The 11,531-nt window shown below is 69.7% G+C and carries 9 protein-coding genes and 1 pseudogene; 3 read left to right on the forward strand and 7 right to left on the reverse strand.

Annotation, left to right across the window (positions count from 1 at the left end; translation table 11 throughout):
- Nucleotides 1-13 precede the first annotated feature (13 nt).
- Nucleotides 14-751 (forward strand): polysaccharide deacetylase family protein, encoded by a 738-nt coding sequence (locus ASD25_RS14040; RefSeq protein ID WP_056617834.1) that lies wholly within the window; start codon nt 14-16, stop codon nt 749-751.
- 174 nt (nt 752-925) lie between these two features.
- On the opposite strand, the gene ASD25_RS14045 is transcribed toward ASD25_RS14040, so the two are convergent.
- The 6 genes and pseudogenes from ASD25_RS14045 to ASD25_RS32015 all read right to left on the reverse strand — a co-directional run.
- A complete protein-coding gene (locus ASD25_RS14045; protein WP_056617836.1) occupies nt 926-1,849 on the reverse strand; it encodes a hypothetical protein in 924 nt (307 codons plus the stop codon).
- A gap of 105 nt (nt 1,850-1,954) precedes the next feature.
- Nucleotides 1,955-2,983, reverse strand: a complete 1,029-nt coding sequence (locus ASD25_RS14050; RefSeq protein ID WP_056617838.1) for a fasciclin domain-containing protein — start codon at nt 2,981-2,983, stop codon at nt 1,955-1,957.
- A gap of 115 nt (nt 2,984-3,098) precedes the next feature.
- Complete coding sequence (locus ASD25_RS14055) at nt 3,099-3,965, reverse strand: 4-(cytidine 5'-diphospho)-2-C-methyl-D-erythritol kinase (RefSeq protein WP_056617843.1); 867 nt, start codon at nt 3,963-3,965, stop codon at nt 3,099-3,101.
- 3 nt (nt 3,966-3,968) lie between these two features.
- The gene (locus ASD25_RS14060; RefSeq protein WP_056617846.1) at nt 3,969-5,849 is read right to left on the reverse strand and encodes a tetratricopeptide repeat protein; all 1,881 of its coding nucleotides are present in this window, start codon (nt 5,847-5,849) and stop codon (nt 3,969-3,971) included.
- Between the two features lie 55 nt (nt 5,850-5,904).
- Nucleotides 5,905-7,035: electron transfer flavoprotein-ubiquinone oxidoreductase (locus ASD25_RS32010; RefSeq protein ID WP_235562731.1), on the reverse strand; the 1,131-nt coding region annotated here is incomplete at its 5' end.
- Nucleotide 7,036: 1 nt separating this feature from the next.
- Nucleotides 7,037-7,848, reverse strand: a pseudogene (locus ASD25_RS32015) (NAD(P)/FAD-dependent oxidoreductase); the annotation flags it as partial.
- Nucleotides 7,849-7,943: 95 nt separating this feature from the next.
- Between ASD25_RS32015 and ASD25_RS14070 the strand changes: the two are divergent.
- Both ASD25_RS14070 and ASD25_RS14075 read left to right on the forward strand, forming a co-directional pair.
- Nucleotides 7,944-8,732, forward strand: coding sequence for a uracil-DNA glycosylase family protein (locus ASD25_RS14070; protein WP_056619137.1), 789 nt, complete (start codon nt 7,944-7,946; stop codon nt 8,730-8,732).
- Nucleotides 8,733-8,951: 219 nt separating this feature from the next.
- The gene (locus ASD25_RS14075; RefSeq protein WP_235562732.1) at nt 8,952-10,562 is read left to right on the forward strand and encodes a lytic transglycosylase domain-containing protein; all 1,611 of its coding nucleotides are present in this window, start codon (nt 8,952-8,954) and stop codon (nt 10,560-10,562) included.
- A 183-nt stretch (nt 10,563-10,745) separates the two neighbouring features.
- On the opposite strand, the gene ASD25_RS14080 is transcribed toward ASD25_RS14075, so the two are convergent.
- A complete protein-coding gene (locus tag ASD25_RS14080) occupies nt 10,746-11,396 on the reverse strand; it encodes a glutathione S-transferase (protein WP_056617855.1) in 651 nt (216 codons plus the stop codon).
- Between the last annotated feature and the right edge of the window lie 135 nt (nt 11,397-11,531).

Genomic DNA, 11,531 nt, shown 5'->3' on the forward strand with positions numbered 1-11,531 from the left:
ACAGATCGTACCCATGAAGCCCATCGACCAGATGCGCCGGCGGGCCGCGCGCTATCTCGACATTGACCCTGTGACGATCGCGTCGCCGCGGGGCGTGTTTTCGCTGAGCTTCGACGACATTCCCGCCAGCGCCTGGACCGAGGCGGGGCCGGTGCTGGCGCAGCATGGGGTCAAGGCCACCTACTATGTCTGCGGTGGACTGGCCGGCGGGCGGAACATGGACCGCGATCAGTTCGAGGTGCGCCATCTGCAAGCGCTGCATGAGGCCGGACACGAAGTCGGCTGCCACACCTTCGGCCACACCAGCGTGTTGCGCATGGACGCCGAGGCCCTGCGGCTCAGTCTGGACGGCAACGCCGCCTGGGTGGCCGAACGGCTGGACGGATATCGGATGACGACCTTCGCCTGGCCGTTCGGGGACGCGACCGTCGGCGCCAAGCGGGTGGTGCGCGAACGGTTCGCCATGGCCCGCGGCGTGCGCGACGGGGTCAACGCCGGGCGCGAGGACCGGGCGCTGATCAAGAGCATCGGACTGGAGAGCCGGCGGCTGCCGCACTATGACCTGGAGGCGCTGATGGCCGAGGCGGCGGCGTCGAGGGGCTGGCTCAACGCCTATGGCCACGACGTGTCGAACCGGCCGACGGACTATGGTTGCACGCCGGAAGATCTGGACCGGGTGCTGCGGGCGGCGAAGGCGGCAAGACTGGAGGTGCTGCCGGTGGGGGCGGCGTGGGCTGTGGTTTCGGCCTGACCTCCGCTGTCGTCATCCCGGCGAAGGCCGGGACCCCGCGGCGCCGCGACGGCGGCGAAACCCCAAATGGCGATACATTGGACCGTAGGCGTCGCTCGCGCTCTCGACAGCTTCGCGCTCACGCGCGCCGCTGGGTCCCGGCCTTCGCCGGGATGACGACAGGAAGGGGCAGGATCAGGCCGCTTCCGCCAGCCCCTGCATCTTCCGCGCATCCGCCCAGCGGATCAGCGCGGCCCTCGGCCACGCGACGATCCACGAACGGGCCGTGTATTCGCCCTTCTCGATCATGGCGGCGCGGGTCGGAGACGAGGTCGCCGCGCGCTGGGTGTGAATCTCGCCCGGTCCCTGATGCAGCAGGAAGGCGCCGTTCTTCAGCGGATTGACCCGCAGATAGGCCAGGCGCGGGCTGATCTGCTCCAGCGGCGGGTCGTAGAACCAGCTGGAGCCCAGCATGCCGGCCATCCCGGGACGGGTCTTGCAGATCTCGGCGGCGGTGGCCCAGGCACGGTCCCAGCCCGCCTCGTTGAAATCGGACAGTTCACGGCTCTCGGTATGGACCTCCAGCCAGGGCTTCCAGGCCTGGGCCGAGGCGTAGGCCGGGATCACAGACCAGCCCCAGCCCTCGCGGGCGTGGCGCAGGACCTGTCCGGGCCCCATCGGCGAGCTAAGGTCGATCATCTGGGTGCGGGCGCCGGGCACGCTGAGAACCAGCGAGATGCGCACGTCCTTGGCCCAGTAATCGCGGTCATAGGGATCGGCCGCGGCGGTCAGGAAGTCGGCGAGGCGCTGGATCCATTCGGGATAGAGCTCGAGCACGGCGGAGGGCAGGTCGGCTGCAGGCACGCGGGCCGGCAGTTCCAGCGCCCAGACAGCGATGAGGGCGCGGCGGTGGTGGTCGGTCAGGGCGGGGCCGAAGGCGGCGCACAAGGCCTCTTCGGCGCGGCAGCCGGGCTGGTCGAAGTCCCAGTGCGGGGCCGAGGCCTCGGCGGCTGCGGCGGCGTCGGCCTTGAGGGCGTGGATCCGGGCCCGGTCTTCCGGCGAGACCCGGTTCAGCACGGCTTCAAAGGCGGCGATCTGGGATCGGGAGAGCGTTTCCATGGCTCCACCCTTACATATCCGGGTTGTCCGGCGGTTAAGGCCAACCAAACAGCGAAACGGCGGCGGATACACGATCCGCCGCCGTCAGTCGCAGCCGTCCGGGGATCAGTTGCGGGGCGTCCCGGGCCGGTCGACCTGCCCGTCGGTCGGATTGGGGACCGGCGGAGACGCCACAGTGGTCGTCGTGCCGGCCTGCTGGCCGTTCGGCGCGGTCGTCCCCGGAGCGGCCGGGCGGGTCGTCGTGGTGGTTGCACCGGGCGTGGCGGCCGGAGCCGCCGCCGGAGTCGACGTGGCCGCAGGCGCGGCCGCCGGAGCCGCGGGGGCGGGATCAGGCCGGGCGTCAACCTGGCCGTCCGTCGGGTTGGGCACCGGCGGAGAGGCGATGGTGGTGGTGGTGCCGGCCTGCTGGCCGTTCGGCGCCGTCGTCCCCGGCGCCGCAGGACGCGTGGTGGCGGTCGCGCCATCGCCTGCCGGGGTTGCTGCCGGGGCCGGTGTCTCCGCAGGAGCCATGGACTGCGCCGGGTTCAGAACCTTGTCGATGACGAAGATCGCGCCGTTGGAGGCGTCAATGTCGGCCCGGGTGATCATGGCGCCGTCGATACGCAGGCCTTCGCCCGTGCCGTCGAGGAGGACCCGCGTGCGGTTGGCCGTCTGGACGCCGCCGCGCGTCCCCGTGATCTGGGACGAGGAAACGTCGGCGACGATCACGTGGTAAAGCAGCAGATTGCGCAGCTCCTGGGCGTTGGCCGGATCCATCAGACGGGTGCGGTCGGCCTCCGGCAGGGCGGCGAAGGCGGCGTCTGTGGGGGCGAAGATGGTCACCGCAGGACGCGCCTTCAGCGTGTCGGTCAGTTGGGCCTGATTGAGCGCCGCCAGCAGGGTGGTGAAATTGCCCTGTGCGGCCAGAACGTCGATGACGTTGCCGGAGGCAACCGGCGTCGCAGGCGCTTGAGCAGGCGGAGCGACGGGAACCTGGGCGGGCGGCGCCGCTTCGTCGGCCGGCTCAGCCGGCGTGGCGGAGGTGACAGGAACCGGCGTCGGAGCCGGCGGCGTCGGGGCGGTCTGGGCCAGGACCGCTGGAGCCGCCAGCAGGGCGGCCGCGGCGGTGGCTGTCAGGAGTTTGAGGCGGAGCATAACGAATCCCTTTCCTTGGGCGGGTGGCCGCAAGGGAAGGAGGTGCGGCCGGAGGTACACGAAACCTGACCGGTGAAAGTCGCCGGACAGGCGTCAAGTTCCATTCCGGGAGCGCCTAGCGCAGGATCGCGGATCTCACCCACCAGTCAGGGCGGGCGCTGGTCAGGCGCCCGGCCGCTTCCGCCGCCTGCGTCGAGGTGTCGAACAGGGCGAAGACGGTCGCGCCCGAGCCCGACATTCGGACAAGCCGAACACCGGGTAGCCGACCCGCCTCTGACAGGGTTACGGCGATTGCGGGCTGAAGCGCCACCGCCGGGGCCTCGAGATCGTTGCGCTGGCGTGCGAGCCAGTCGATCACCGCCGGAAACGCCCAGTCGGCGGGCGAGTCCGGCCGGTCAGCGCCCCCTGCCCCAACCTCATCCCAGGCGCGATAGACCGCCCCGGTGGGCGACGGGACGCCCGGGTTGATCAGCACGGCCGGCAGGGGCGGCAGGCGGGGCTCGAAGGTCAGGCGGTCGCCGCGATCCTCGGCCCAGGCGGCGCGTGCGTGCAGGCACATGGGGCCATCCGCGCCCACGGCGGCGGCGATATCGGCCAGCGCATCGTCGTTGAGCGGCAGGTCGAGCAGGTCGCGGACCGCCTTCAGCGCGGCGCCGGCGTCGGACGAGCCGCCGCCCAGTCCCGCGGCGATCGGTAATTGCTTGTCCAGCGTGACGGACACCGGCGGATCGCCGGCGCCCGTCGTCTGGCCCAACGCGCGCAGGGCCTTGAGGATCAGGTTGTCGCCGCCTCCGTCCAAATCTGAACCGAAGGGGCCGGCTACAGCGAGCGACAGGCTACGGGCCGGCTCAACCGTGACGCCGTCACCGACGTCGGCAAAGGCGACCAGGCTGGCCAGCGGATGGTAGCCGTCGGCCGCCACGGGTCCGACATGCAGGAACAGATTGACCTTGGCGGGGGCGAAGATGCGGACCGGCGCCATGCCTCAGGGCTGGCCGCCGCCGGGCAGCGGCGTCGGCTCGGGCAGGCCGCGGACGAGCTTCTGCTCGACCTCGGTGCGACGAGGGGCGTCCGGGTCGAGCGTCAGCACCCGGTTCCACTGCCATTCCGCCTCGCGCCGGCGTCCGACCTGCCAATAGGCGTCGCCGAGGTGGTCAACGATCTCGGCATTGCCCGGCTGTTTGCCGACGGCTTCCTCGAGCGTCTGGACCGCGATTTCGTACTGGCCCTGCCGGAACTGGGCCCAGCCGAGAGAGTCCTGGATGTTGCCGTTCTGGGGCTCGGCGGCATGGGCGCGCGCCAGCATCTCGGCGCCCTCGGCCACCCGCCGGCCGCTGTCGACCCACATGTAGCCGAGGTAGTTGAGGATGGTCGGATCGTTCGGCTGGGCCTGCAGGGCCGCCCACAGCTCGGCCTCGGCCTCGTCGATCCGGTTGAGGTTTTCCAGCACCGTACCGCGCAGGAAGCGGAACTGAGCCGGCTGGCCCGCAACGTTGATCGTGGGCCTGTTGAGAACCGCCAACGCCTCGTCATGCCGGCCCATGCCGCCCAGATGCGCCGCCAGCGCATAGGCGAAAGCAGCCTGATTGGCTGCGGCGGCGTCGGCGCGGCGCAGCGCCTCGAGCGCGCCATCCGCGTCGCCTTGCGAGTCGAGGACGCCCGCCAGGCTCACCTGCGCGCGCGCATAGGTGATGGGATCGGTCTGGCTGACGCGTTCAAAGGCGTCGCGCGCCAGCAGCGGCTGGCGACCGGAGGCCAGCGCCTGGCCGAGCTGAAGGCTGATGGCGTCGCTCGGGTGCAGGCTGTCGGCCATGCGCAGATAGATCGCCGACAGCTCCCAAGCCTGGCCGAGGCTGGTCTGAAGGGCGGCGAATTCGAGGGCGTCGGCCGCGCGCTCAAGCGTGGTGGGCTCCGCCGGAGCGCGGCCCCGGCCGATCACCCGAGCCCGGCCCAGAAGCGCCTCGGAGTTGGGATTGCCGCCGGTCAGGGCGGCTTCATAGACCGCCAGCGCCTCGTCGCGGCGGTTCTGCCGTTCGAGGAATTCGGCGTAGTCCAGCGCGTACAGCATGGCGCCGCCGGGTTTGGCGGCAAGGATCTTGTACTCAGCGTCTGCCTCCGCAAAGCGGCGGCGGCTTTCCAGCAGACCCGCCCGTTGCTGATGCAGGATCAGGCCCGCCGGATCGGTCGGCGCCGTGTCGACCGCCTTCAACGCCGTGTCCCAGTCCCCGGCTGCGCCCGCCACGACCGGCGTCAGATACCGTGCGGCGGCGCTGAACGGCTCGGTGAACGGCCGCAGGTTCAGCAGCGCCAGACTCTCGCGCGCATTTCCAGATCGCAGGGCCTGAACCAGTTCGATCAACCGGCCCGCCTCGGCGAGATCGGGCGTGTCGGCGACTGTAGGGGTGAGGCGCGCCACCTCGCCGAGGTCGCCGGAGAAAAGGCCGGACCGGAAGGCCTCTTCGCCAAGGGCGGGCTGTTCGGGCGCGAGAGCGTGGGCGTCGCCCAGGAACTCCGAGCCCGCTGCGCGGTCGCCACGGATGCTGGCGAGGCGGCCGGCGAGATAGAGGCCGTAGGCGGACTGACCCGAGGCGTCGACCGGAACGGGCGCCCAGATCGCGGGGATAGGGGGCGCGACGGGTTCGGCGGGCGGCGCGACCGGGTCTTCAGTGGGAACGACCAGCGGCGGCCGAAGCTCTTCGGGCCTCAACGCGTCTCCACCCGGGGCCGGAACGGCGATCGGCGCCTCCTGCGCCGGAACGTTGCGGGGCGGATCCATAATGACGGGAGCATCCTGCGCGGCGGCGGCCGTCGTCAGGGCCACGGCGGCGCAACCGGTCAGGAGAGAGGCGAGGCGGGAAAAACGCATGAGGGAACCCTCACCGGATTATGCGGCGACGACAAGGCCCCTCTCCTGCCGGATGTTACATATTCGGGTAGTTGGGACCGCCGCCGCCCTCGGGCGTGGTCCAGACGATGTTCTGCGACGGGTCCTTGATGTCGCAGGTTTTGCAGTGGACGCAGTTCTGGGCGTTGATCTGGAAGCGCGGATTGCCCCCCTGCTCGTCGTACAGAACCTCGTACACGCCCGCCGGACAGTAGAGCCGCGCGGGCTCGCCGTAGAGCGGCAGGTTGACCCGGATCGGGATCGAAGGATCCAGCAGCTTCAGGTGGGCCGGCTGTTCCTCGGCGTGGTTGGTGTTGGAAACGAAGACCGACGACAGCTTGTCGAACGACAGCTTTCCGTCCGGCTTTGGATAGGCGATCGGCTTGTGCTTCGAAGCCTTTTCGGTCGAGCCGGCGTCCGTTTTCCCGTGCTTCAGCGTCCACGGCAGGTTCACGCCTAAGATCGACGAGAACCACATATCGAAGAGGCCCGCCGCACCGCCGAGGGTCGTGCCCAGCTTGGACAGATACGGCTTGGCGTTACGAACCTGCTTCAGCTCCTTGTAGACCCAGCTGTTCTCATAGGCGGTCTGGTATTCGACCAGCTGATCGCCCGAGCGTCCGGCCATGACGGCCTCATAGGCGGCGTCGGCGGCCAGCATGCCGGTCTTCATGGCGTTGTGGCTGCCCTTGATGCGCGGGACGTTCACGAAGCCGGCCGAACAGCCGATCAGGACCCCGCCCGGGAAGCTGAGCTTCGGCACCGACTGGAAGCCGCCCTCGGTGATGGCGCGGGCGCCGTAGGAGATGCGGGTCCCGCCCTCCAGATGCTCGGCGATCGAGGGATGGTGCTTGAAGCGCTGGAACTCGTCGAACGGCGACAGGAAGGGGTTCTTGTAGTTCAGGTGCACGACATAGCCGATGGCCACGTAGCGGTCCCCGAAATGGTACATGAAGCTGCCGCCGCCGGTGAACTCATCCAGCGGCCAGCCGGTGGTGTGCTGGGCCAGACCGGGGCGGTGCTTGTCGGCCGGCACCTGCCACAGCTCCTTCAGGCCGATGCCGTATTTCTGCGGCTGGGCGTCGTCGCACAGGTTGTGGCGGGCCATGATGGTCTTGGCCAGCGAGCCGCGCACGCCCTCGGCGATGAAGACGTATTTGCCGTGCAGNTCCAGCGGCCAGCCGGTGGTGTGCTGGGCCAGACCGGGGCGGTGCTTGTCGGCCGGCACCTGCCACAGCTCCTTCAGGCCGATGCCGTATTTCTGCGGCTGGGCGTCGTCGCACAGGTTGTGGCGAGCCATAATGGTTTTGGCCAGCGAGCCGCGCACGCCCTCGGCGATGAAGACGTATTTGCCGTGCAGCTCGATGCCCGGCTGGAAATCGTCGGTCGGCTTGCCGTGGCGGTCAATGCCGAAGACGCCGGCGACGACGCCCTTCACGGTTCCGGTCGGCTCGTCCCACACCACATGGCTGGCGGCCATGCCGGGATAGACCTCGACGCCGAGGGCTTCGGCCTGCTCGCCCAGCCAGCGGGCGACGTTGCCCAGCGACGCGATGTAGCACCCGTCGTTGTGCATCATCGGCGGCAGCAGGGGCATGGGCAGGGAGAGCTGGCCCATCGGCCCCAGCACCATGAAGCGGTCCTCGGTGACGGGCGTCTCCAGCGGCGCGCCGCGTTCCTTCCAGTCCGGGAACAGTTCAGTCAGCGCGCGCGGGTCGATGACGGCGCCGGACAGGATGTGCCCGCCGATCTCTGCCGACTTCTCCAGCACCGCGACCGTGATCTCCTTGCCGTCTTTCTCCGCCCGCTGCTTCAGGCGGATGGCAGCGGCGAGGCCCGCGGGGCCGCCGCCGACGATGACGACGTCGTATTCCATGATCTCGCGCTCGACCCCGGCCAGAGCCTCGGCAGGCGGCAGCTTGTCGATCACGGCTTCCTGCCAGGCGTTTGTCGCGCCGCCCTCGATCGCGTCCTCGGCCATGCCCTGATTTCCTCGTGGTCGGTGTGGTCTTGTTGTTTTCCGCTTATCGGAAGGTGACGCAGGGGTGGTCAAGGACTATCCCTTTGCCGACCGTCATGAACACCCAGCCCCTCGACGCCGCCGCGACCGAAAGCCTGCTCGCCTTCTGGCGCGACGCGGGCGTCGACGCCTGTTTCGAGGACGCCCCGGTCGACCGCACTCACGTCGTTCCGCCGCCCGCCGTGAAGGCGGTCGCGAAGGCCACGGCCTCCGTCGTCGCCGTGCCGGACGCGGGCGACGCCCTGTCCGAGGCGCGACGGCTGGCCGCCGGGGCCGGGACGCTGGAGGAACTGGGTCAGGCCATCGCGAGCTTCGAAGGCTGTCCGCTGAAGGGCATGGGCGCGACCCAATCTGTTTTCAGCCGCGGCAATCCCGAGGCGCCGATCCTTGTCATCGGCGAGGGCCCGGGGGCGGAAGAGGATCAGCGCGGACAGCCTTTCGTCGGCGAGGCGGGGCTGTTGCTGGACCGGATGCTGAAGGAAGCCGGGCTGGAGGGACAGGTGTTCATCACCAACACCGTCTTCTGGCGACCGCCGGGCAACCGCACGCCGAGTCCCGCCGAGCAGGCCGTCTGCGCTCCGTTCGTGGAGCGGGCCTTCGCCCTTCTCCAGCCGAAAGCGGTGCTGCTGCTGGGCGCGGCGGCGGCGAAATCGGTGCTTGGGACCGACGAGGGCATCATGCGCATGCGCGGTCAGTGGAGGGAATGGCGGCTCTCCGAAGGCGCGGTCTCAGCCCCGGTCCTGCCCACGCTGCATCCCGCCTTCCTGCTGCGGCAGCCGATGGCCAAGCGGCAGGCTTGGGCGGACATCATGTCGCTGGCCGCGCGACTGGACGCGGGCGACTGAAGCCTGTTCATCCTTCAGACTCAAAACTGCCTCAAAATGGGGAGAAATCTTGACATGGGCCGGGGGCGATGGCGCCTTTCCAGCCTGACGACCGAATGAACAGCGCAGACGCGACCTGAGTCGAGACGGGTTGCGCAACGCTCAAAGGGGGCCGCCTCAGTGCCGTTTGATTTCCGCCGCGCGATGATCGCGCCGACGTTGGCAGTGGCGTTGTGCGCCATGGCGACCGCCGGCCAGGCCGAGGAAATCCGCCGTGCGCCGACGGCCCTGAGCGCCGCCGACCGCCTCAGCTACACCACCGCCTTTGACGCCCTGCGCCGCGGCGATCTGGAGACCGCCCGAGCCTCCGCGCGCCAGGCCAATGACCGCGTCCTGCTGGGTCAGGTCGAGTTCGAGCGCCTGTTCCACGCCGACTACAGCGCCACCTATGAGGAACTGTCGGCCTGGCTGGCGGAATACGCCGATCTGCAATGCGCCGAGCGCGCCTGGACCCTCGCCATGCGCCGCCGGCCCGACGGCGCGCCGGAACCCCGGCGCCCGACGCGCATGGGCGGCGGCCGGACCTGGAACGCCATTGCGCAGGCCGGGGGCAACACCGAAGGCGATCCCATGAAGGCGGCGCGCGTCGCCCTCAATCGCGACGACCTGACCGGCGCGGTCGCCCTGGGCGATCAGCTGGGCGACTGGTGGACTGTCGGGCTGGCCCAATACCGCCTCGGCGAGTTCGGCCCGGCCAAGATCGCCTTCCAGCGCGTGCTGGACGACCCGACCGAGGATGGGTGGACCCGTGCGGGCGCCGCGTTCTGGGCCGCGCGTTCAGCGGCTCGCTCGGGCCAGCAGGATCGCGTCCAGCCTCTGCTGCGCCGCGCGGCCGCCTGGCCGGCGACCTTCTACGGCCAGATCGCCCTGCGTCAGCTGGGCGAAGAGCCGGCGATCGAGAATCTGGGCCCGACCCCGTATGGCGCCGCCCGGCTGCAGAACGCGTCGTATCAGGCGGATGAGCCGGTGGGCGTGGACGCCGAGGAGCTGGAAGCCTTCGTCCGGTCCGAGCCGCGCGCCCTGCGCACGGTGGCCTTCTACGAGGTCGGACGGCGTAGCGACGCCCGCGACGAGCTGAAGACCGGCATCCGCGCCGCCGCCACCGACCGCGGCCGCGAGCTCTGGGCCGCCCTCGGCCGGGCTCTGGGACCCCGGGTGACGGGCTCTGGCGACGACGTGCGCCGGGTCGACGCCGTTCGCTATCCGCAGCCCGTGATCGAACCCGACGGCGGCTTCACGGTTGAGCGCTCGCTGGTCTACGCGATCGCCCGCAAGGAAACCGACTTCAACGCGCGTGCGCGCTCGGGCGCCGGCGCCTATGGTCTGATGCAGGTCATGCCGACGACCGCCGCCGAGCTGACGGGAGACCGCAGCTTCATCAGCGATCCCGAGCGACTGTTCGATCCCAACGTCAACGCCCGACTGGGTCAGGCCTATGTGAACCGGGTGCTGGCCCTGCCGGCGATCAACGGCGACCTGCTGCGGGCCGCGGCCTCTTATAACGCCGGGCCGGGTCCGATGGTGGCTGCGGTGCGCAAACTGGGTCCGGACGCCGATCCCCTGCTGCTGATCGAGACGATCGACGTGCCGCAGGCGCGCGAATACGTCGAAAAGGTCGTAGCGGCCTATTGGGTCTATCAGCGCATGAACGGCCGGCCGCTGAACACGCTGGATGCAGTGGCGTCCGGCGCCTCGCGGATCCCGATTGCCCTGGACTATGTCGCGCCGCCGCCGGCTCCGGTTCAGGCGGTTGATCTGGCCTCGGCGGCCACGACCGCCGGAACCAACTAGATCACGCTGACAAGCAACGCCGGCAGGCAGCAGGCGATCACGATCATCAACCCATAGACCATCAGGCTGGGGCGACGCGCACCGGATTGCTGAACAGGCGTGGACATGGCGGCCTCCGAACGCACGGGCGTTCTGAGGTTCACACATACCGCTGTTGTCTTAAGGTGCGGTTCCGGCGCGGGGTTAATGGCCGGACAGCGCTTCCGCCGACCATTCCAGAAAATCAGGCTGGGCCAGCAGGGCGTCGCGATAGGCCGCAGCGGTCCCGTCGTCGCCGTGGGCGGCCAGATCGATCTGGAAATGGCGGAACCGCGTGGCCACCGGGGTGAAGAAGGCGTCAGGCACCGACCATTCCCCGAAAAGGTATGGGCCGGCCTCGCCGAAGCGTGTGCGCATCTCGCGCCACAGGGTGACGATGCGGCGGATGTCGCGGGTGACCGCCTCTCCGATTGGTGGCGGCGAGCGGTCCGGGCCGACCATGGTGTGGTCGGGTCCCATGCCGCAGTCTGTCCGCAGGGTCATGAAGCCGCCGTGCATCTCGCAGGCCGCAGAGCGCGCCAGCCAGCGGGCGTGGGCGTCGGCGGGCCACAGGCGGACATTCGGGAAGTTCTCGGCGCACCAGACCGAAATGGCCATGGAGTCCCAGACCGTCTCGCCGTCGACCCTGAGCAGGGGCACGAGGCGCGAGGGAGAGATGGCTTCCAGCTCGGCCTGACCGGCCGGGGAATAGATATCGATTTCGCGGACGGTGAAGTCGGCCTTGCAGCGCTTCAGCACCAGCCAGGGCCGCAGCGACCAGGTCGAATAAAGACGCGGTCCGATAATCAATTCCATGAGCCCCTCCAGAGATTCAGTCCGACTGCAATACGGCCGCTCCCGGCTCGCCGCCAGCCGGCGATGGGCGAGTTTGAAGCGGCCCGGCACAAGCGGCGCTTGACTCAACCGGCCTCGGGACCGACACGACGCGCC

The sequence above is a fragment of the Brevundimonas sp. Root1423 genome (assembly GCF_001426805.1).

What these genes read in the sequence shown, in the direction of transcription:
- ASD25_RS14040 (WP_056617834.1), top strand. Translation starts at nt 14, where the DNA reads ATGAAGCCCATCGACCAGATGCGCCGGCGGGCCGCGCGCTATCTCGAC.
- ASD25_RS14045 (WP_056617836.1), bottom strand. Translation starts at nt 1,849, where the DNA reads ATGGAAACGCTCTCCCGATCCCAGATCGCCGCCTTTGAAGCCGTGCTG.
- ASD25_RS14050 (WP_056617838.1), bottom strand. Translation starts at nt 2,983, where the DNA reads ATGCTCCGCCTCAAACTCCTGACAGCCACCGCCGCGGCCGCCCTGCTG.
- ASD25_RS14055 (WP_056617843.1), bottom strand. Translation starts at nt 3,965, where the DNA reads ATGGCGCCGGTCCGCATCTTCGCCCCCGCCAAGGTCAATCTGTTCCTG.
- ASD25_RS14060 (WP_056617846.1), bottom strand. Translation starts at nt 5,849, where the DNA reads ATGCGTTTTTCCCGCCTCGCCTCTCTCCTGACCGGTTGCGCCGCCGTG.
- ASD25_RS14070 (WP_056619137.1), top strand. Translation starts at nt 7,944, where the DNA reads ATGAACACCCAGCCCCTCGACGCCGCCGCGACCGAAAGCCTGCTCGCC.
- ASD25_RS14075 (WP_235562732.1), top strand. Translation starts at nt 8,952, where the DNA reads ATGGCGACCGCCGGCCAGGCCGAGGAAATCCGCCGTGCGCCGACGGCC.
- ASD25_RS14080 (WP_056617855.1), bottom strand. Translation starts at nt 11,396, where the DNA reads ATGGAATTGATTATCGGACCGCGTCTTTATTCGACCTGGTCGCTGCGG.